Annotated in this window: 18 protein-coding genes; 13 read left to right on the forward strand and 5 right to left on the reverse strand. The window is 64.1% G+C overall.

Annotated features, from left to right (window positions below; translation table 11 throughout):
• The first annotated feature begins 7 nt into the window (after positions 1 to 7).
• The gene (locus DAD186_RS02205; RefSeq protein ID WP_065247330.1) at positions 8 to 688 is read left to right on the forward strand and encodes a copper resistance CopC family protein; all 681 of its coding nucleotides are present in this window, start codon (positions 8 to 10) and stop codon (positions 686 to 688) included.
• A gap of 291 nt (positions 689 to 979) precedes the next feature.
• On the opposite strand, the gene DAD186_RS02210 is transcribed toward DAD186_RS02205, so the two are convergent.
• On the reverse strand, positions 980 to 1,195 hold the full coding sequence (locus DAD186_RS02210; protein ID WP_065247331.1) for an Rv0909 family putative TA system antitoxin: 216 nt from the start codon (positions 1,193 to 1,195) through the stop codon (positions 980 to 982).
• A 193-nt stretch (positions 1,196 to 1,388) separates the two neighbouring features.
• On the opposite strand from DAD186_RS02210, the gene DAD186_RS02215 reads away from it, so the two are divergent.
• The 3 genes from DAD186_RS02215 to proC are packed head-to-tail and all read left to right on the forward strand — an operon-like array spanning position 1,389 to position 6,910.
• Positions 1,389 to 5,882 carry a DUF4011 domain-containing protein gene (locus tag DAD186_RS02215; protein ID WP_157457072.1) on the forward strand — a complete coding sequence of 1,498 codons (4,494 nt, stop codon included), beginning with the start codon at positions 1,389 to 1,391 and terminating at the stop codon, positions 5,880 to 5,882.
• On the forward strand, positions 5,879 to 6,052 hold the full coding sequence (locus DAD186_RS10940; RefSeq protein ID WP_167550755.1) for a hypothetical protein: 174 nt from the start codon (positions 5,879 to 5,881) through the stop codon (positions 6,050 to 6,052). Before DAD186_RS02215 ends, DAD186_RS10940 begins: the two co-directional genes overlap by 4 nt.
• An 18-nt stretch (positions 6,053 to 6,070) precedes the next feature.
• A complete protein-coding gene (proC, locus tag DAD186_RS02220) occupies positions 6,071 to 6,910 on the forward strand; it encodes a pyrroline-5-carboxylate reductase (protein ID WP_065247332.1) in 840 nt (279 codons plus the stop codon).
• A 41-nt stretch (positions 6,911 to 6,951) separates the two neighbouring features.
• On the opposite strand, the gene DAD186_RS02225 is transcribed toward proC, so the two are convergent.
• Both DAD186_RS02225 and DAD186_RS02230 read right to left on the reverse strand, forming a co-directional pair.
• Entirely contained in the window at positions 6,952 to 7,620 is a 669-nt protein-coding gene (locus tag DAD186_RS02225) for a potassium channel family protein (protein ID WP_065247333.1), read from the reverse strand.
• Positions 7,621 to 7,639: 19 nt separating this feature from the next.
• A complete protein-coding gene (locus DAD186_RS02230; RefSeq protein ID WP_208854269.1) occupies positions 7,640 to 9,046 on the reverse strand; it encodes a TrkH family potassium uptake protein in 1,407 nt (468 codons plus the stop codon).
• A gap of 145 nt (positions 9,047 to 9,191) precedes the next feature.
• Between DAD186_RS02230 and DAD186_RS02235 the strand changes: the two genes are divergently transcribed.
• The 3 genes from DAD186_RS02235 (at position 9,192) to DAD186_RS10560 (ending at position 13,003) form a co-directional block, all read left to right on the forward strand.
• Positions 9,192 to 10,973: a dynamin family protein gene (locus DAD186_RS02235; RefSeq protein ID WP_065247334.1), complete on the forward strand. Its 1,782-nt coding sequence runs from the start codon at positions 9,192 to 9,194 to the stop codon at positions 10,971 to 10,973.
• Positions 10,970 to 12,664, forward strand: coding sequence for a GTPase family protein (locus tag DAD186_RS02240; protein ID WP_065247335.1), 1,695 nt, complete (start codon positions 10,970 to 10,972; stop codon positions 12,662 to 12,664). Before DAD186_RS02235 ends, DAD186_RS02240 begins: the two co-directional genes overlap by 4 nt.
• 240 nt (positions 12,665 to 12,904) lie before the next feature.
• The gene (locus DAD186_RS10560) at positions 12,905 to 13,003 is read left to right on the forward strand and encodes a 30S ribosomal protein bS22 (RefSeq protein WP_005504750.1); all 99 of its coding nucleotides are present in this window, start codon (positions 12,905 to 12,907) and stop codon (positions 13,001 to 13,003) included.
• A 359-nt stretch (positions 13,004 to 13,362) separates the two neighbouring features.
• Here the strand turns inward: DAD186_RS10560 and DAD186_RS02245 are convergent, their stop codons facing one another.
• Complete coding sequence (locus DAD186_RS02245; RefSeq protein ID WP_065247336.1) at positions 13,363 to 13,698, reverse strand: glutaredoxin family protein; 336 nt, start codon at positions 13,696 to 13,698, stop codon at positions 13,363 to 13,365.
• A 24-nt stretch (positions 13,699 to 13,722) separates the two neighbouring features.
• Positions 13,723 to 14,265: a YceI family protein gene (locus tag DAD186_RS02250; protein ID WP_065247337.1), complete on the reverse strand. Its 543-nt coding sequence runs from the start codon at positions 14,263 to 14,265 to the stop codon at positions 13,723 to 13,725.
• A gap of 226 nt (positions 14,266 to 14,491) precedes the next feature.
• Here DAD186_RS02250 and DAD186_RS02255 point away from each other — a divergent pair, with 226 nt between their 5' ends.
• The 6 genes from DAD186_RS02255 (at position 14,492) to ccsB (ending at position 19,755) form a co-directional block, all read left to right on the forward strand.
• The gene (locus DAD186_RS02255; protein WP_065247338.1) at positions 14,492 to 14,998 is read left to right on the forward strand and encodes a MarR family winged helix-turn-helix transcriptional regulator; all 507 of its coding nucleotides are present in this window, start codon (positions 14,492 to 14,494) and stop codon (positions 14,996 to 14,998) included.
• Positions 14,999 to 15,062: 64 nt separating this feature from the next.
• Positions 15,063 to 15,710, forward strand: coding sequence for a histidine phosphatase family protein (locus tag DAD186_RS02260; RefSeq protein ID WP_065247339.1), 648 nt, complete (start codon positions 15,063 to 15,065; stop codon positions 15,708 to 15,710).
• Positions 15,707 to 16,285 (forward strand): TlpA family protein disulfide reductase, encoded by a 579-nt coding sequence (locus DAD186_RS02265; RefSeq protein WP_065247340.1) that lies wholly within the window; start codon positions 15,707 to 15,709, stop codon positions 16,283 to 16,285. Before DAD186_RS02260 ends, DAD186_RS02265 begins: the two co-directional genes overlap by 4 nt.
• 5 nt (positions 16,286 to 16,290) lie before the next feature.
• The gene (locus DAD186_RS02270; protein ID WP_150333852.1) at positions 16,291 to 17,040 is read left to right on the forward strand and encodes a cytochrome c biogenesis CcdA family protein; all 750 of its coding nucleotides are present in this window, start codon (positions 16,291 to 16,293) and stop codon (positions 17,038 to 17,040) included.
• A gap of 32 nt (positions 17,041 to 17,072) precedes the next feature.
• The gene (gene resB, locus DAD186_RS02275; protein WP_065247342.1) at positions 17,073 to 18,701 is read left to right on the forward strand and encodes a cytochrome c biogenesis protein ResB; all 1,629 of its coding nucleotides are present in this window, start codon (positions 17,073 to 17,075) and stop codon (positions 18,699 to 18,701) included.
• A 10-nt stretch (positions 18,702 to 18,711) separates the two neighbouring features.
• Entirely contained in the window at positions 18,712 to 19,755 is a 1,044-nt protein-coding gene (ccsB, locus tag DAD186_RS02280; RefSeq protein WP_065247343.1) for a c-type cytochrome biogenesis protein CcsB, read from the forward strand.
• Positions 19,756 to 19,794: the final 39 nt, after the last annotated feature.

Genomic DNA, 19,794 nt, shown 5'->3' on the forward strand with positions numbered 1-19,794 from the left:
GACTTTCATGCACGCGCTATCACGCCCTGCCTCTCGCTTTTTTACCCTCGTGTGTGCGGCCCTTGCCGCGATGATGATTCTCGCGGCGCCCGCTCTCGCGCACGACCGACTCGTGGGGTCGACGCCCGCGGATGGCGCCGAGATCCTTCAGGGAGAGGCTCGCACCATCACGCTCGAGTTTTCTGCGGAGCCGCTCAAACTTGGCAACGAGGTGCGCGCAAAGGATTCTGCCGGAAGGGTTCTGTTTGAGGGGGAACCCCAGGTTGATGGTCACGAGGTTCGTGTCGAGCTCGACCAGCTCCCGGCTCCCGGCGACATGACCCTCGAATGGCGCGTCGTGAGTTCCGACGGCCACCCGATTTCGGGCACGCTGACCTATGCGGTCACGGAGGACCCGACCAACCCCACCGAGGAAGCGGGAAGCTCCGCCACGGAAGAGAGCGCCGGCGAAGGGGCCGACGGTGGCTCGGCTTCCGGTGACTCCGGCAAGAGCGGCGATGCTGCCGATCAGGGCGATAAGAAGGACGACGAACGGGCCGAGGCGACCCCGACGTCTGTCGAGTCACCCGACAAAGTCGTTGATGAGCAGAAGTCGTTCAACTGGGCGCTGTGGATCCCGGTGATTGTGGTGGCGCTGCTCGCGATCGCCGTGGCTATTTGGCTTCTGCGAAAGAACGATGACGACTAACTCGCTCTTAACTGGATTGCATAGGGGTTGTGGGGGTAATGGTGCGCTAAACCCGTGAGGTTCGGGCTGGTGCCGTCGGGCGTTACGAGGCGGTGGGGCCGTCCGGTTTCGTGAGGCGCCTCCCAAACCCCCATAAGCCCTATGCAATCCACGGGGTTCCGGGGGTGGTCCCCCTAAATCTCGGCGGACCAAACCCCCACAACCTCTATGGAATGCGAGAAGAGGCGCTCCCGAAACGGGGAGCGCCTCTTCGGTGCTAACGCCGTGGCGCTAGCGACGAGTCAATGGTGATCAGCCGTGGAACTTGTCGAAAGCGTCCTTGCCCTTCTCGGCACCGCCAGCGATCTTGTCGCCGAGCTGGTCGGGAGCGACGTCCTGAGCCTTCTCGCTTGCCTTGTCGATCGCGCCGTCAACCTGAGCGTCGTGCTCCTTGGCGAAATCCTTGACCTTGTCTTCGTTCTGTTCGAACGCGCCCTTGGCCTTGTTCAGTGCGTCATCGAATCCCATGTCAAGTCCTTTCCTAGAGTCTCAACTGCGTGAGCCTCCCTTGTGGAAGCTACGACGAAAACGCTAGGGAAGAAACCTGGAGAGTTCGTGAACGTCGTCAGAAAGAGTGCGCGAGGGTAAAAATGCGGTAAGGAGCGGCGTGCCACATGCCCGCCTCAGCGCCTCAGCGCGTCACCTCGGATACCGTGGGAAGGTGAGTTGGTTTGGACGTTCAAAACGCGCGAAATCTCAGGGCAGTAAGAAGGCCGAGGATGACGCGCTGACTTTGCGCGCGCGCGAAAGTCACGCGTGGGTGGGAAACTCTGCGACCCCCGAGAGGGGCGAATCCACGGAGGGCACGGAGAAAGTGCCCGCCGAAGGCGGCTCGAGCGCCATTGAGGAGCCCACGCTCGAGATTCGCGACCCGCGCGCCTCGAAGAGCACCCCTCATGAGTACGCCGAAAGCAGTATCGACGACACGGGTGCGCACGTCTTCACGCCCGCGGACTTCGAGAGTGACCCCGACGAAACTGATCTTCAGGGTGCCCTTTCGCGCGTGCTCGTGACCGAAGCCACCCGCGAAGAGCGCATCGAAGAGTCGCTCGCAACCTGGCGCACCGCACTCGCTTCTCTCGCCGGTGAACACGACTTCCTTACGGACATGCGCTCCGGTGTTTTTCTCGATCTTACGAACTCGCACCCGCAGGGACTCGCGCACCTGTTTGCGAGTCGTGGATCCACGAGACTTTCTTCGCTTGTGCGCGAAGAGGCTTCCCTTGAACGCGCCCGCGAAGCCGCTTTCGAGATTCGCGAAAGCGCTCTTGCGCACGCCGAGAACCGCGGCCTCACGACGTGTCACCTGGCGATCGGCGAGGCCACGTGGACCGATCTTTCGGGAGAGCCCGTACACGCCCCGCTCCTCCTGCGCCCCCTCAACCTCCATGTGCGCGGTGGTGCACGCGAGGACATCGACATCGATCTCGACGCCGCAGTTGACCTCAACCCGGTTGTGCTCAGAGCCCTTCGCGACGAAGGAGTGCTCATCGACGCGCGTGCTCTGCTTGAACTCACCGACTCCCACCATGGCTTCGACCCCCAGCCTGTTCTCGACGCCTTCCGCTCGCTCGGCGAGCCGCTTCCCGGATTCCGCGTTTCCCACGCGCTCGTGGTGGGCAACCTCGTGGATGCCTCGGGCCCGATGCTCGAGGACTTCGACGTCCCCGCGACCGACCTCGCGGATTTGCCCATCATTGGGGCGCTCGCGGGCGATGAGGAATCCCGCGAAGAACTCGACGCAGAGGCGTTCACGTCGCACGACGTACCCGAGCAGGTCGCAAGCGCCGACCCGGACGCACGCCTCATTGCCGAGAACCTCCAGGATCGTCCCGCACTCGTCGTTCACGGCGCCCCGGGCCGCCCCCTCGCGCGCACGGTTGTGGCATTCGCCGCCGAGCAGGTTGCGGCAGGTAAGCGCGTGCTCCTTGTATCGCAGAGCTCGAGCCGCCTCGCCGAACTCCAGCGGGCGGTCCAGGACGCGGGCCTCGACGATATCCTCCTGAGCCTCGTGCCGGACCCTCATCTGCAGCGGGAGGCGAGCCGTTCGATGCTGCTTTCCCTCGCGAAGGCCAGTTCGTTCGTGCCTCCCGTGAGTCTCGCGGAACCCGAAGGCTTGGCGGAGGCGCGCGACGTGCTCACGGGCCACGTAGAAGCCATGCACCGCGTGCAGAAACCGTGGGGCGTGAGCGCCCACGAAGCGATCAACGAACTTGCCGATCTTGCGCGGCGCCGCCCGGCCCCGCGCACCGGTGTGCGCCTCACTCCGAACGTCGCCCAAGCGATTCTCCGTAACCGCGCGCGCTACGAGCAGCTCATGCGCGAGGCTGTCGCCTCTGGTGCCCTCACGATGGTTCCCGAGGACACCCCGTGGTACGGGGCATCCATCACGAGCGAGCACCAGGCGAAGCGCGCGCTTGAACTCGTGACCGAGCTCGATGAGGCCTCGCTTCCGCAGCTCATGGAGCACGCCGAGGCTCTCGGCGCACCGTGCAACCTCGAAAAAGCCCGAAGCTTTGCGGAGCTGCGTCACACGGTGCGTGTGCTCGATGCCATGCGCTCCCTCTTCGCTCACGTGCGCCCTGAGCTTTTCAACGAGAAGATCGACAGGCTTCTCGCGGCTGTCTCCGACAAGGCCTACCGTGAAGAGCACGGCGCGGTCATGGGCTTTGGAGAGCGTCGCCGCTGGAAGAAGCTTGCAAAGTCGATGCTGCAACCGTCGGAAAGCACGGAGAATCTCCGCGCACATCTCCTGGCTGCGCAGGACATCCATCGCCAGTGGGAAGCCATTGCGACGGATTCGGGCCTGACGCCCGTCGTGCCGAAGTCCCTCGGTGAGGTCGAGGCGCTCGTGGGAAGCACGCAAAAGAGCCTCGACGAACTGCAGGTTCTCCTCGCCGGGACCGAGAAGGGAACGGACTTCGACAACACCGAGCTCAGCGCACTTCACGAGCGTATGAAAGGCCTGCATGCGCAAAGCGAAGTGCTCGACGTGCTCCCGCGTCGCACGAAGGTCATGCGCGAGCTCGAGTTTGAGGGCTTTGCCGCCCTCCTTCGCGACATTCGCGGCCCGGAGATCACCGCTCAGCTCGCCGTTGACGAATTGAACCTCGCGTGGTGGGTGAGCGTGCTCGAGTTCATCGCCCGTGCCGAGCCGACCCTTTCGCAATACGACGGAACGAAGCTCTCCCAGGTCGCCGAACGTTACCGACGCCTCGACGAGCGGCATCTCAAGACTGGCCGTTTCCGCGTGCGTAAGCACGTGGATGAATTGCTCGTGGAGACCATGAAGCGTTTCCCCGAGACTTCCCGTAGCGCGATCATTGAACTCAATACTCCCGGAACGATGAGCGTGCGTGACACCGCCGCGAAATACCAGGACATCATGTTCCGCGCCCGGCCCCTGTGGCTCGCCTCGCCGTTCATGGTGCCGCAAATGATTCCCGCCGGCCGCCACTTTGATCTTGTGATCCTTGCAGATGCCGCTCGCCTTCCCACGGCCGCGGCGATTCCCGCACTCTCACGTGCGCGTCAGGCCGTTATCGTTGGTGACCCCTTCGACTTCGTGGATGGCGACGACGTGCGCGCTCACCACTCGGGCATGGCCCGCCTGCTCGATGAGGCGAGCCAGGTGGCGCCTGTGTTGCGGCTCGTGCGCGACACCCACCCCGCAACCGGTGGTGTGCGACGCTTCGTCGAGAACCGCGCGAAAGCTCTTGACGCGGGTTGGGGTGCGCTTCTCGCACCGCCGAGCCCCGAACACATTGATGAGGACACCTTCATCTATGTTCCCGACGGTCGAGGCCCCGTGCACCACGGTGCCGAGTTCGTGGAGTCAACCGATGCCGAATTGCGCCGTGTGACCGACCTCGTGATCTACCACGCGCGGCACAACCCCGAGCGTTCGCTCGCGGTCGTCACCCTGACGCCGAGTCACGCGAAGGCCGTTCACGACTCGGTCATGCGGTCTGTGAGCCGACTTCCCGACCTCCACGATTTCTTCAATCCCGAACGCGAGGAATTCTTCACGGTGGTGCCGGCACAAGCGGCAACCGCGGTTGTTCGCGACGACGTGATCGTGTCGCTCGGCTTCGGCCTCACCCCGCACGATCGCCTCTTGCACCGCTTCGGCCCGCTTTCGACCGATGCCGGTCGGCGTGCCCTCCTCACGCTCCTCACTCGCGCGCGTTTCCACACGAGTGTCGTGAGCGCCGTTCGCAGCAGCGACCTCGAGATCGATAGGCTCCGCACCGACGGCGCCCGTGACTTGCGGCTGTTGCTCGAATTCCTCGAAGCGGGCTTCTCGCAGAACGTGCTTGAGAGCGCGGATGTGGCTGAACGGGAGGAAGCGTCGGAACCCGCCGAGGTGACGGAGGGCGCCGACGCCGCCACGGCCGAAGGCGATGCGCAGGAAAATGCCGAGGTCAGCGAGAGCGTCGAAGATGCCGAGGATTCTTCCAAGGAGCCTTCCGAGGAGGCGGGGCCTGAAAACGATGCCGCGCCCGAAGAAGGCTCCGACTCGCGAGAGGCGCCCGAGATCCCCGATAGTTCTGAGGCTCTCGTTGCCGACCTTGCCGATCGCCTGTGGCGGGCCGGTTACACGATCGAACTCGATTACGGGCTCTCAACCGAACGTGTGGAACTCGCGATCGCCCACCCCGAGCTTCCCGGTCGCTACCTCGTAGCCGTGGCGACCGATGGGCCGCGCTACCGTGAGATCACGGACCAACGCGAGCGTGACCGCTTGAGCATCGAGCGCCTCGAGGCCGCGGGCTGGGCCGTGGAACGCGTGTGGTCGTGGGCGCTGTTCATCGATCCCGAAGGTGAAGCCGAGCGCGTGATCAAGAGTGTTGAGCGCGCCTATCACGACTATCTCGAGCAGCAGGACCTCAAGATTGGTCGTGGAACTGCCCGCCACCGTCTGCCGAAGCCGAAGATCCCCGCCGGTCACCCGCTGAGCTTCTACGGGCCGGATGATTTCGATCAGGTCGTTGCCTATATCTGCTCGGATGGTCAGGCCAGGCTTTCGGAGCAGCTCGCCTCGGAGGTGCGGGACTTTCTCGCCTTCACCGAGCGCAGCGTGCTCCTTGATGTGTCAGTTTCAGCAGCGATCCGGCGTTACCTCGCAAAGCAAAGCGAGGGGGAGGCGCGGTGAGTGACAAGAAGCCCGCGCGGCGCCCCATCGTCTCCTCGCTCACGGGAAAACCGATCGAGGTCACGCCACCGAAAGAGCGCGTGATTCCGTCGCGCGCGAAGGCCGACCGCGGTGACGATTCGAACGACGAACGCCTCATGCGGGACGTCCCGCCGCACTGGGGCCGCTGAAAAGGAGGCGGAAGCGCGATGGTGCATCTCAACGATCTCACCGTGACGGTGATCGGTGCGGGGAACATGGGCGGCGCTGTCGCGCGTGCCATCCGTAAGGTCGGCGTCGGCGCTGAGAGGCTCGTTCTCCTCAACTCGAGTGAGGAATCCACGGCGAAGGCTGCACGGGGGATTGGCGCTGCGAGTGCATTTGAGAAATACGGTTCCGACGCCACCCTCGCGTCTGCCGTTGCCGAATCTCACGTCATTGTGCTCGGCTTCAAGCCCTACCACCTCCAGGCCATGGCACCGAAGATCGCCCCGCACGTGCAGGAGGGGGCGCTGATCGTGTCGCTTCTCGCGGGCGCAAGCCTCGATACGCTGAGCGAGGCCTTCAATGGTCATACGGCGCTCGTGCGCGCCATGCCGAACACTCCTATCGCCGTTGGCAAAGGCGTGGTGGGGCTCATGCCCGGCGAACAGACGAGCGAGAGTGAGCGTGAGCTCGCCCGCGCCCTTTTCGCGCAGTCCGCGACCGTCGTCGACATTCCCGAGCATCAGGTCCACGGCGTGATCGGCGCCGCGGGAAGTGCGCCCGCCTATTTCTTCCTCATCGCCGAAGCCATGATCGATGAGGCCGTCGCCCAAGGCTTCACCCGCGCCGTGGCGACTGACCTGGTCGTTGGCACCATGGTGGGCAGCGCAAGTGTGCTGCATGAAACAGGAGAGGCGCCCACGAGCGCTCGCTACGCCGTGACCTCGCCTGGAGGCGCGACCGCGCAGGCCATCGCCGCACTTGAAGAGGGCGGGATCCGTGCGCTCATGGCCCGCGGCATGCGGGCGGCTGCACAGACGTCGCGAAAAATGGAGGAGCGCTAAGGGCGCAGCAAGCGTCGGACCCTCGCCCCGAAAACACCGCGCTACGGGCGGTTGGAGAAGCGTTCGATGAGGTCCGTGTGACCCGACACGATGAGGGTGTCATGCGAGGACACAACCGTGTCCGGCTCCGCGTAGGTGAAATCGCGGCCGGGGGACTTCACGCCCACGACCGTCACACCGTACTTGGTGCGAATATCGGATTCGCCAAGGGAGAAGCCTTGAATTTCGCGCGGCGGGTGCATCTTCACGATCGCCCACCCGTCGTCGAACTCGATGTAGTCGAGAAGGCGGCCATTGACAAGGTGCGCGACCCGCTGGCCCGCGTCTTTTTCGGGGAACACAACGTGGTGCGCGCCGATGCGCTCGAGAATCTTGCCGTGGGCAACCGAGATGGCTTTCGCCCAGATGACGGGGCCCGCGAGGTCCACGAGATTCGCGGTAATCAGCACGCTCGCCTCGATTGACGTGCCCACGCCAACGACGGCGACATCGAAGTGAGAAGCCCCCACTTGGTTGAGCGCTTCGATATTCGTGGCGTCCGCTTCAACGACGTGAGTGAGCTTGCCCGAAAAGTCCTGGACGAGATCAGCGCGTTTATCGATCGCGAGCACATTCGTGCCGAGCGATTCAAGGTTGAGGGCCATGGACGCCCCAAAACGACCGAGGCCGATGATGAGGACGCTACGGCCGAAGGAGCGGGAGTTTGCCATGTGTTCCAGCCTACCGGACTTAGCCGACCACGGGCCGCTCTTCGGGCAGGTGAATGACCCTGCGGCGACTACGCAGAGCGAGAGCCGCGCCGAGGGTCATGGGGCCGATGCGGCCCACGTACATGCACACGATGATGACGTACTTCGCGGCAAGGCTGAGATCACTCGTGATGCCCGTGGAGAGGCCCACGGTTCCATACGCGCTGAGGACTTCGAACAGCACGCGGTCGAGTGGGTAGTTGGTGAGGCGAAGCATGACCCAGGTGGCGATCGCGACGAAGAGCACGCTGATGACGAGCACGGCGATGGCTTGGCGGATGGTGTCGTAGGGGATGCTGCGGCTAAAGATTTCGATGTCGCGATCACCCCTCGCCTCCGCGACGATGGAGAGCACGAGCAGAGCGAACGTGGTGACTTTGATGCCGCCACCAGTGGATCCCGAGCCGCCGCCAATGAACATGAGAAGGTCCATGATCAGCCACGTGTCGGTGTTCATCGCGCCGATATCGAGGGTGGAGAAGCCGCCGGAGCGGGTCATGACGCTTGCGAAAGTGGAGGAGAGCACCTTTGTGCCGAAGCCGTGCCCGCCGAGGGTGGCGGGGTTGCCCCACTCGGAGAGGAGAATGGCGATTGAGCCGGCGACGAGGAGGATGCTCGAGGTCCAAATCGTCAACTTCGCATGGAGACTCCAGTGCTCGGGCGTGCGCCAATTTTGTACGAGCACGAGGATGACCGGGAAGCCGAGCGCGCCGACGAACACGGAGGTGGCGATGGGGATGGAAAACCACGGGTCACCGAGATAGCGTTCGATGCCGCCCACCTCGGGGATGAAGCCCGCGTTGTTGAACGCCGAGACTGCGTAGAACACGGAGTTGAAGAGGGCGTATTTGAGGGTCGCTTCGTGTCGCATGAGGAAGGGGACGAGGGCGATAAACGTCGCGACCTCGAAACCTGTTGACGTGAGCACGATCGTGCGAAGCACACCGCCAACTTCGCTCAGCTTCGCAGCTTTGGTTTCCCGTGCCGTCACGATTCGTTGGGCGAGACCCATGTGCCGCATCACACTGAGGCCGAGGAGTGAGGCGAGCGTGAGAACGCCGAGGCCGCCCACTTTGATCGCGGCCATGAGCACGACGAGACCAAAGGTCGACCAGTGGGTTTGCGTGGGTACGGTCACGAGGCCCGTCACGCACATGGCGCTCACGGCCGTGAAAAGTGCGTCGACGAAGCGGGTGCGCTGGCCTGAAACGCTCGAGATAGGTAGCTCAAGGATGAGCGTGAACAGCAAAATCATCGCCGTGAACACGAATAGTGCGAGGCGCGCGGGGGAGGTGCGGGCCGCTTCGCGTACGAGACGCGAAATGAAGGAAGCGACCGCGTTGAGGCGGCGCCGTGGTTTTTGGTGGGCAATGGTGGGTGCTCCCACGGGGCCTCCTTTCGACGCGGGCAGTACGGCCTCGTTCACTCTATTCCCTTTGGGCGGATCGGGGTATTTTGCATGGGGCCGGCTGCGGTTTTGGGGTCCGACGGCTGCCGCGCCTTGGGCGAGGCCAGTTCGGTAGTCTTATGTCATGAATGCACGTGTGGACTCCTCCCTTCTTTCGCCGATCACGCGGCATGCGCGCGAGGCGAGCCTGCCGTTTGAGATCGCGGGTGCAGCCGAGGCGCGCGAGAAGGCAGGGCATATTGCCCAGCAAGTTGAGGACCACCTCGCGCCGAGGATCGCCTCGCTCGAGGCGCCGTTGCTGGCTGTGGTGGGTGGCTCGACGGGTTCGGGAAAGTCCACTCTCGTGAACGCGCTCGTGGGGGAGAGCATCTCTCGTGCGGGGGCGCTGAGGCCCACCACGCGCCAGCCCGTACTCGTGCACAACCCGGCCGATAGGGAGTGGTTCGAGGGGGAGCGGATCCTGCCGTCGCTTCCGCGCGTGCATATGAGCGCCTCAAGCCCCGAGGCACGTGAGCGCGGGACGGGTTTTGGCACGGCGCTTCACCTCGTGGCGAGTGAGCGGGTTCCCCAGGGCGTTGCTCTTTTGGACGCGCCCGATATCGATTCGGTGAGCCGCGAAAACCGCGAGCTTGCCGGTCAGCTTTTGCGCGCCGCCGACCTGTGGATTTTTGTGACGACCGCCCACAGGTACGCCGATGCCGTTCCGTGGCTCGCGCTCGCGCAGGCAGCGGAGCGCGATGTCACGGTGGTCGTGGTCATGAACCGCATCCCGCACAAGGACGGCGTGGCAGAGGATCTCACCTCGCATTTGAGCGCGATGCTCGCGGAGCGCGGAGTCGTGACAGAGCGCCTGCTCGCCATACACGAACAGGAACTCGACGACGGGGAGCTCCTCGAGACAGAAGAGGTGCGAGAGCTCTCGGCGTGGCTCGGGGCTCTGGCGCGGGATAAGGAGGCGCGCTCGGCGATCGCGAGGCGCACGCTGCGTGGAGCGCTCGTCGCGACCGCGCAATCGCTCGATGAGCTTGCTGAAGCCGTGGGGGCACAAGAAGAAGAGCGGGACCGGCTCGCGGCTCTCGCACGCGCGGAGTTTGATGCGGCGAAGGATTCGATCGCGAGTCTCACGCGTGACGGTGCGCTCTTGCGCGGCGAGGTGCTCGCGCGCTGGCAGGATGTCGTGGGCACCGGGGAATTCTTCAAGGGGGTGCAGGGATGGATCTCGCGCACGCGTGATCGCCTCACGGCCGCGATCACGGGGCGCACGCGTCCAATCGTTGCAGCGGAGAACGCGATTGAAACGGGCCTTGTGACCGTGGTGATTGACCATGTCGCCAATGCCCGTTCCCGCACCGTCCGCGCGTGGAATTCTCACGCCGCCGGGTCCTCCCTTCTTCAGTCGAGCCCTGGACTCGCGGTGACACTCATGCAGGTGCCCGAGGATTTCCACCGCACGGTCGAGGATCAGGTGCGGGCCTGGCAAAAGGATGTTCTCGAACTCGTCGAGGCTGAGGGCTCTGATCGTCGCACGCAAGCGCGTGTGCTGTCGCTCGGCGTGAATGTCGTGGGCATCGCTCTCATGGTCGTCGTCTTCGCGTCAACTGCCTTCATGCCCACGGGTCTCGAGGTGGGCGCGGGAACGGCAACGGCGCTCGTGGGGCAGAAGCTTCTCGAATCAATCTTTGGTGATGAGGCCGTGAGGCGCCTCGCGAAGAAGGCGCGCGGAATGCTGGATTCGCGCATTGCAAATGTCGTGGATGCACAAGCTACGGCGTTCGCCAAGGCTCTTGCCGCGCAGCCCATCACGACCCCCTCGAGTGACATGAGGGCGGATGCCGAGGCCATCCGTACTCTCATTGAGAGCCTTGGTGGTCCTTCCGCTCCACGCGCACGAGGTGATCAGCGATGAGGGCCCGATCCGTTTCGAAGGCTCGCGGCCGCCTCGACGTTGCCGTCGACGCCCTCAATGACGCAATCGCGCAAGCGGAACCGCTGCTCACTGATGCCGAGCTTGCGAGCGCGCGGGCTGCGCGTCACCGGCTCACGGAGCGTCTCGAGCACTCGAGCGAACATACCGTCATCGGGCTTTTCGGCGCGACGGGCTCGGGAAAGTCCTCGCTCGTGAACGCCATCGTCGGCGCAGATATTGCGCGCGTCGCGCACAGACGCCCCACGACCTCGAGTGCGCTCGCGGTGCTCCCGGAGCCCACCGATGAGCGGGAAGGCGATTCCGCGTCCTCACTCCTGGACTGGCTCGAGATTCACGAGCGGCACACGGTGGGGCGCGGCTCGCTACCGCAGGGTGCAATCCTCGTGGATCTTCCCGATTTCGATTCCGTGGAGAGCGCGAACCGCGAGATCGCGGAGCGTCTTGCGGGTACGGTCGACGTGCTCGTGTGGGTCACAGACCCTGAAAAATACGCTGATGCCGTTTTGCACACCGAGTTCATTCGTCGATTCGCGCGCCATGACGCCGTCACGATCGTGGTCGTCAATCAGGCCGACCGCCTCTCGAAAGCGGATGGTGCCGCCGTGCGCTCCTCAATGAAGGCGCTTCTCGATGAGGACGGTCTCGCAAAGACAGAGGTGTTCCTCGTGAGCGCACTCGAGGGTAGCGGGCTACCCAAGCTACGCTCCGAGATTGCTTCGGTTGTCGAGTCGAAGCGCGCGATCCTCGAGCGTCTTTTCGCAGATGCGCGTGCCGAAGGGCACGCCATTGCCGAGGCGACGGGCGTGAGCATCACGCGCAAGTCTGCCGAGGTTCCCTCACTTCCGCGTGAGGTCCCCGATGCCGAGGTTGATCGCCTCGAGGAGGCGTGTGCCGCCGCAGCTCAAGTGGAGAAGATTTCCGAGGCTGTGGCGAAGAGCTACCGCACGCGCGCGGGGCGGCATACGGGCTGGCCGGCACTTCGCTGGATCGGAGCGTTCAAGGTGGACCCTCTTGAGCGAATGCGCATTGGGCGCGCGAGCAACAGTCACCGCACTGGAGATTCAGGCGAGGAGTTCGTGTCGCGTTCCTCCCTCTCGATCGATGCGCCTGGTGCCCGTGCGCGCATGAATCGTGCGGTTGAGGAGTGTGCGCTGGCACTTGCAGGCGAGGCGCCACACCCATGGCCCGGGCGTCTCACCGCCGCCCTCGATGAGGAAAAAGAGAGCCTCCCCGACGAAGTCGATTACGCGCTCACCCACACGGATTTTCGAGGTGCCGAGAAGTCCTGGACGTGGCTTCCGCTCAATATCGTGCAGTGGCTCGCGTTCCTCACGGCGATCGCGGGGCTCGTGTGGTTGCTTGCGCTTGCGGGATTCGATTTCCTCCAGGTGCCCAAACCACCGATGCCAATGCTCGAAGGCTTGTGGGTGCCCGTGCCAGTGCCTACGGCCATGATCATCGCGGGGCTCGGGCTCGGGATACTGTTGGGGGCTCTCGCGGCGTTTCTCAATTCGCTCATCGCGGGCTCCCGCAAGCGTCGGGCTCGCCGCGCGCTGCGTTCCTCGATCCGCGAGGCGGCCGAACGAACTGTCGTGGCACGTGCCCAAAGCGAGCTTGACAGGGCCGCGCGCCTTGAGGCGGCTCTGGCCGCGCTTGTGGCATCGACGTGAGTCAGCGAACCGTTGGGCTTCGGGGCACGGAACTCGTGAGCCGAATGTGCGTGCGTGAGGCCTCTCACGCTTCGTCAATGACCTTTGAGCACGCCCGGGTGCAGCGCTAAAATAGTTCATTGTCTGTGTTTGTGGCCGCTGCCCCGCGAGGGTAGCCGCCCCGGCTGCGCTCGGCGCTCGCCGGCCACTGACACCTGGGCGGCGCCGCCGCCACCACGCACTGTAAGAAAAGAGGCAATCATGGGTTCCGTGATCAAGAAGCGTCGCAAGCGCATGTCGAAGAAGAAGCATCGCAAGCTTCTTCGTAAGACCCGCCACCAGCGCCGCAACAAGAAGTAAGGCGCGGCGGTCTCGATTCCGCACGTGTCAAAAACTGCCGTTCTCCATTCCGGAGGGCGGCAGTTTTTGCTTGTGCTCCGTCGCCTGATCTTGAGTTGCGCCACCTGCTTTGCTTTACCGCGCCCTCCCCGGCGGCAGCACCGTGGTGAAAAATCGACATCTGGCGGCCAAAAAGCTGCCTCCAACGCCGTTTTTCACCACTTTCGTGTTTGAGGGGGGGGCTGCTTGAGGGGCTGCTTGAGGTGGTTGCTTTGGGAGGGGGCTGCTTTAGGGGGGCTTGGGGGGAGCGGGGATGGTGTCAGTTTTCCACCGAGGGCATAGGGCTTTAGTGGTCCTTAGGGGCTCCGTGCCTCATGCGACTAGCCGCGGCGGAGAAACCTCGTTGCTGCACCAAAGATCGGGTGCGGGCGCTTGAGGCCACGCGTGAGGGCGGCCATCAGGTCTTTTTCTTTGACGCGGTAGACCGCCACGACTTTGCCGTCAACGGCCACAACCGGGATCTCGATCGACCAGCGCCGCGCGAGCGCGTCGTCACTTTCGATATTGACCCTCTCGACCTTCTCGCCGGTGGCGGTTGCGACACGCTCGACGATGAGCGCCGCTTCCTCGCAGAGGTGACAACCGGGGCGTTCGAGGAGCACGATGCGCGCCCCCGAAGATGAGGAAAGGCCGGGGTCATGCGCGTTGTGGTTCATGACCCCAGCCTAAGAGATCGATGCTCAAGCCGCGGTGGGCGCGGTGAATTCGGCGTCGATCGTGATCTTCACGGTGTCGCCCACGAGCACGCCACCGGCTTCAAGCGCGGCGTTCCACGTGAGGCCGAACTCCTTGCGGGAGATCTCGGTCGTGCCCGAGAAACCTGCGCGATAGGTGCCGAACGGATCGGTCGCGGCGCCTTCGAACTCGACGTCGAGCTCGACATTCTTCGTGACGTCCTTGATCGTGAGGTCGCCCTTGAGAGTCTTACCGTCGAACGAGGTTGAGGTGAACGCCATGGCGGTGAACTGTTCCGCGTCGAAGAAGTCGGCGCTCTTGAGGTGCTGGTCGCGGTCCTCGTTGCCGGTTGTGAGCGAGGCGATCTGAATCTCGGCGCTAATGCGGGTGTCTTCGAGCGTCTCACCCACGATCATCTGGCCCGAAACCTCGTCAAACTGGCCGCGGGTTTTGGAAATGCCGGCGTGGCGAACGGTGAATGCGGCGGCGGTGTGGGAGGCATCAAGGGTCCAGGTTCCCTGCGTGAGGCCTTCGGGAAGTGCGGTCATGTGGTTCTCTCCTTTGGTTGGTAGAGCGGCGGTCCGACGGCCGCCACCCTAAAGTTGAAAACTAAACTATGGGAGCTGTGTGGCGAAGTCAAGCCCGCGACCGTGCTCGCGAGCGCCGCCCGGGGTGAGGCGGGAGACACCCTTGCGTGCACGAGCACCTCCACACGCGCATAATAGGAGGCGTTTTCATGCATTTTCCGAGAGCGTCGAGCGAAAGGAGCCGCAGGTGGCGAACGAGAACAACGGGCAGGAGGCACCGTGGCTCGACCTCGACGAACAAAAGGCCTGGCGCACCTACCTCTTCACGACCACCCGCCTCAAAGACCGCCTCTCCCAGGCCCTTGAACAGAATCCGAGCATCGACCTCTCGCTCGCCGAGTACGAAATTCTCGTGCGCCTCAGCGAGAGCGAAAACGAAAGCGTGCGCATGTCGGAGCTTGCGCAACAGGTTGTGCACTCGCGCTCAAGACTCACCCACACGGTGGCACGCATGGAGAAGCGCGGTCTGGTCGCGCGTGAGCGTTCGGTTGCCGACGGTCGCGGGCGCGTTACCGTTCTCACCACCGCGGGCCGTGAACTCCTGGAAAAGGCGGCGCCGATCCACGTGGCAAGTGTCCGTGAGCTTCTCCTGGACCGGCTGGGCAGGGAGGATTTCCTGGCGCTTGCCCGCATCCTCGATAAGCTCGTGAGTGATGAGGACCGCGAGTGCATCGAGTTTGCTGCCGGCGAGTGACGCGAGCCGATAGGCTGGAGCGCCAAAGCTTCATTACCACCCCGTCCCACCATCGAGAGGGCTTATGACTACGACGATCGTTCACCTGGTTCGGCACGGCGAGGTGCACAACCCGGGAAAGATCCTCTACGGGCGCCTGCCGGGCTACCGGCTTTCCGAGCGCGGCGAGCAGATGGCGCGCCTCACGGGTGAGGCACTTGCCGAGCGCGACATCGTGAAGGTCGTCGCCTCCCCGCTTCTTCGCGCGCAGCAAACGGCAAAACCTATCGCAGAGCCCCACGGGCTCGACATCGAGACCGATGAGCGTCTCACGGAGGCTCTCAACTACTTCGAAGGTCATCGAATCGGCCACGGCGAGGCGAGCTTCACGAACCCGAAGAACTGGAAGCACTTCCTCAACCCCTTCCGGCCGAGCTGGGGAGAGCGCTACCGCGATCAGGTCGATCGCGTGATGGCATCGGTGCGCGATGCCCGCCATGCAGCCGAGGGGCACGAGGCCGCGCTTGTGCTGCACCAACTCCCGATCTGGCTCACGAGGCGCGCCGCCGAGCACAAGCCCATGCTGCATGATCCACGAAGGCGCGAATGCGGCCTCGCGTCCGTGACCTCCCTCGTGTTCAACGGGGAGCACCTCGATCACGTTGACTACTGTGAGCCGGCAGCCTCGCTCTACGACGGTGCCGTGGACGCGACGGGCGGGAAGCTCACATGAAACGAGCACATCTCACGCGCCGCGCGGTTCTCGCGCTTCCCCTCGGGGCTCTCAGTCTTGCCGGCTGCGCAAGCACCGACACCTCCGAGCGCTACGACACCGGCTACGTCGAAGGCTCGGGCGTCAGCACCGAGGTATCGATCGATAAGCGGGGCGACGCCTACGATTTCCAAGGCGAAACGTTCGACGGCACGACTTTCACGCTGAGCGAGAAGCGCGGCACGCCAGTCGTGCTCAACGTGTGGTACGCCTCGTGTGCGCCGTGCCGCAAGGAGGCGCCCGACCTCGTGAAGCTGCACGGAACCTACGCCCCCAAAGGCGTCGAATTCATCGGCATCAACGTGCGTGACGAAGCCGGCCCCGCCCAGGCTTTCGAAAAGAAATTCTCGATTCCCTACCCGTCGATTCCCGATCGGGACGGCGCCATCCTCTATGCACTTCGAGGTCAGATCTCCCCGAACGCCGTGCCCTCGACCCTCGTCTTCGACAAGCAGGGTCGGGTCGCCGCCCGCATCTCCGGCCTCGCGGATCCCTCGATTCTGAGCGCCATGATCGATCGGGTTCTCGTCGAATGACCGAAATTCAGCACGTGTTCGCGAGCACCGTTCTCGATGGCTCGCTCCTCCTGGCCGCAGCGGTGAGTGCGCTCGCGGGCATCGTCGCCTTCCTCTCGCCTTGCGTGTTTCCCGTCGTTCCCGGCTACCTCGCCTACGTCTCGGGCATCGCGGGGCAGCGCGAGGAGTCGAACAACCGCACGGGGCGCCTCGCCCTCGGGGCCCTCCTGTTCGTTCTCGGTTTCACCGTGATCTTCATGGTCATGGGCGGCTTCGTTGGCGCGATCGGGTACACACTGAGCGCGCACGCGACGTGGATCAACCGCATCGCGGGTGTCGTTGTCATCCTTATGGGTCTGCTTTTTATCGGCCTCTTCCCGCGCCTGAGCGGAGAGGTGCGTGTGAAATCACGCCCCGACGCGGGCCTGTGGGGTGCCCCGCTCATGGGCATCATCTTCGGCTTCGGCTGGACCCCGTGCATTGGCCCCACCTTCGCAGCCGTGAGCAGCCTCGCTCTCGACGGCGGGAGCGCCACGCGCGGCGCCCTCCTCGCCCTTGCCTACTCGCTCGGCCTCGGCTTGCCGTTCCTCGCCTTCGCTCTTCTGTTCGACCGCGCGCTTTCGTGGTCGGCGTGGCTCAAGAAACACCGCCGTTCGATCACGGTTCTCGGCGGCGCGCTCCTCATCATCATCGGCACGCTGCTCCTCACGGGCCAGTGGGGCGAGTGGATGGCCCAGCTGGCCACCTGGACCGGTTCGTTCACCACCGTGATATGACCGGCCGAAGAGGCGAGAGAGGAGAAGCAGCGATGAAAGACCAGCAAGCGTCGGAAAACCCGGAGCCCGCGCACGAGCGCGCCTACGAAGGCGCGAGCGCTCCTACGATGCCCCGCCTCGGTGTGCGCGGCACACTCCGCTTCCTGTGGCGCCAGCTCACGAGCATGAATACCGCGCTCGTGCTCTTGCTTTTGCTCGCGGTGGCGGCCGTTCCCGGATCGCTCCTTCCGCAGCGCTCAGTGAACCCGGCGAAAACGGAGCAGTTTCTTGCCGACAACGGTTGGTGGGGCGAGCTACTCGACTGGGCCGGTTTCTTCGAGGTGTTTACCTCGCCGTGGTTCAGCGCGATCTACCTGCTGCTATTCATATCCCTCGTGGGCTGCGTGGTTCCGCGCTGCATCACCTACGCACGTCAAGTCGTCGCGAAGCCGCCGCGCACGCCGCGCCGGCTGCAGCGGTTCACGGGATACACGCGCCGCCCGCTCGCGAATGAGGCGCCGAAGGACATCCAGCTCCGGGCCGCGAGGCATCTCAAAAAGGCTGGCTATCGGGTGCGGACCCTCGAGGAGGGCTCGGGCACTCTGAGCGTCAGCGCCGAACGCGGCTACCTGCGTGAAGCCGGCAACCTCGTGTTCCATCTTGCCCTTCTCGGCGTGCTTCTTGGCGTGGGGCTCGGATATTTGACCTCGTACCGCGGGCAGATCACTGTCGTTGAAGGGGAGGGGTTTGCGAACTCCCTTACGAGTTACGACTCCTTCGAACCAGGCGCGTGGTTCGACCCGGATCAATTACCGCCGTTCCGCTTTACGCTCGACGAATTCCGCGCGGAATTCTCGACCGATTCCTCCAACCCGAAGTCCTTTGGCCTCCCCACGAAGTTCGAAGCGGACCTCACGGTCGATGCCCCAGGGCGCGAGACGTACAAGCAGCGCGTGCGCGTGAATGAGCCGCTCGAGGTCGATGGCGCGAGCGCGTTCCTCCTGGGCAACGGGTACGCCCCGATCATTACCGTGCGTGACCCAGAAGGGCACGTCGTTGCCGACGGCCCCATCCGCACGGTTTCCAACGACAAAAACTACACCGGCCAGCTCGTGCTCAAGATGCCTGACGCCTCGCCGAAACAAATGGCGCTCGTGGGAATTTTCGCCCCCACCGCTGTGATCGACGAGCGCGGCCCCCACTCGAAGTATGCGGGGCTCGTGGACCCAAAGATCTTCCTGACGGCCCACACGGGGGACCTGGGCCTCGATGACGGCGTGCCCACGAACGCTTACCAAATCGATGTCTCAAAGCTCGATCAGGTCGTGGACGACGAGGGAAAGCCCCTGCTCATGACCCTCGCGCCGGGCGAGAAGTTTGATCTCCCCGACGGTTCGAGTATCGAGTTTCGCGATATCAAGCGCTATGCTGCCTTTGACGTGAAGCACGACCCCTGGCAGGGGTTCACGCTTGTGATGGCGCTTCTTTCGGCCGCCGGCCTGATGCTTTCGCTCTTCATTCCGCGCCGCCGCATGTGGGTGCGTGCCACCCCGTCTGGCGAAGGCTCCGAGATTGAGGTCGCGGGACTCGCGCGAAGCGAAGATTTCGCCCTCGCCGACGACGTGACGCGCCTCGCTGATCGCCTCGCGCCTACACCAGCCTCCGCCGACCTACGAGAATGAGGACCGGAAAGTGAATCTCCAAGAGCTCGCCGCGGCATCGGATTTTTTCATTTTGCTCGCGATGGTCGTGTACATGATGGCCTTCGTCGCCTTCGCGGTCGACATCGCGAAGGCCGTGAGGGTGCGTTCGGATCTGCGCCTCGAAAAAAAGGTGCGCAAGCGTGAACTGGCAACCGTCGGCGCTCCCGCAGATCCCGATTCCGCGAGCGCGGCACGTCCCGTAGAGCCTGATCTCTCCGAAAACGCGAGCGGGGCCGCTGTGCCGGAGAACAGGGGCGGCATGAGCCCGCTGTCCTTTGCGCTCGGTGCCGCCGGAATCGCGACCGCGTTCCAGCTGCTTGGCGTCGTCGCGCGCGGTGTGGCGACCCAGCGCGTGCCGTGGGGCAACATGTACGAATTCTCAATGACGGGCGCCGCGGTCATCATGGCGGTGTTCCTGCTGCTCACTTTGCGCGTGCGAGACATGCGCAGGCTCGGGCTCTTTGTGCTCACCCCCGTACTGTTCATCATGGTCATCGCGTACACGTCGTGGTACCTGCCAGCTGCGCAGCTCACTCCGAGCCTTCAGAACTCGCCGTGGCTTGTCATCCACGTGATCGTCGCGGTGCTCTCGATGTCGCTCTTTTCGCTCTCGGCGGTCGTGGCCGTTCTCCAGCTCCTCCAGCACTCGCGGGAAAGCCGGCTTGAGGCGGGGGAGAAGCCTCGCTTCGCGCTCCTTGATCGAATTCTCGACCACCTGCCTTCGGCGAAACGCCTCGAGCAGATCGCGTTCCAGACGACGGCCGTGGGCTTTGTGATGTGGACCTTCACGCTCATCTTCGGTGCGATCTGGGCGAATTACGCGTGGGGCCGCTACTGGAACTGGGATCCGAAGGAAACGTGGACGTTCATCATCTGGGTCGTCTATGCCGCCTACCTCCACGCGCGCGCCACGGTGGGCTTTCGCGGAAAGGTCGCGGCCTACTTCTGCATCGCCGGCTTCGTGTGCGTGATCTTCAATTACACGATCGTGAACACGGTCATCAATAGCCTCCACTCGTACTCGGGTCTCTAAAGGATGGAGCGGCACCCGGAAGTTTTTCGCAAGAGAGGT

It is taken from the genome of Dermabacter vaginalis, from assembly GCF_001678905.1.
GTDB lineage: Bacteria > Actinomycetota > Actinomycetes > Actinomycetales > Dermabacteraceae > Dermabacter > Dermabacter vaginalis.

Bases quoted from the DNA above. Each gene is read 5' to 3' on its own strand.
- DAD186_RS02235 (WP_065247334.1), top strand. From the start codon at position 9,192: ATGAATGCACGTGTGGACTCCTCCCTTCTTTCGCCGATCACGCGGCAT.
- DAD186_RS02205 (WP_065247330.1), top strand. From the start codon at position 8: ATGCACGCGCTATCACGCCCTGCCTCTCGCTTTTTTACCCTCGTGTGT.
- DAD186_RS02240 (WP_065247335.1), top strand. From the start codon at position 10,970: ATGAGGGCCCGATCCGTTTCGAAGGCTCGCGGCCGCCTCGACGTTGCC.
- resB (WP_065247342.1), top strand. From the start codon at position 17,073: ATGAAAGACCAGCAAGCGTCGGAAAACCCGGAGCCCGCGCACGAGCGC.
- proC (WP_065247332.1), top strand. From the start codon at position 6,071: ATGGTGCATCTCAACGATCTCACCGTGACGGTGATCGGTGCGGGGAAC.
- DAD186_RS10560 (WP_005504750.1), top strand. From the start codon at position 12,905: ATGGGTTCCGTGATCAAGAAGCGTCGCAAGCGCATGTCGAAGAAGAAG.
- DAD186_RS02260 (WP_065247339.1), top strand. From the start codon at position 15,063: ATGACTACGACGATCGTTCACCTGGTTCGGCACGGCGAGGTGCACAAC.
- DAD186_RS02250 (WP_065247337.1), bottom strand. From the start codon at position 14,265: ATGACCGCACTTCCCGAAGGCCTCACGCAGGGAACCTGGACCCTTGAT.
- DAD186_RS02265 (WP_065247340.1), top strand. From the start codon at position 15,707: ATGAAACGAGCACATCTCACGCGCCGCGCGGTTCTCGCGCTTCCCCTC.
- DAD186_RS02225 (WP_065247333.1), bottom strand. From the start codon at position 7,620: ATGGCAAACTCCCGCTCCTTCGGCCGTAGCGTCCTCATCATCGGCCTC.
- DAD186_RS02210 (WP_065247331.1), bottom strand. From the start codon at position 1,195: ATGGGATTCGATGACGCACTGAACAAGGCCAAGGGCGCGTTCGAACAG.
- DAD186_RS02245 (WP_065247336.1), bottom strand. From the start codon at position 13,698: ATGAACCACAACGCGCATGACCCCGGCCTTTCCTCATCTTCGGGGGCG.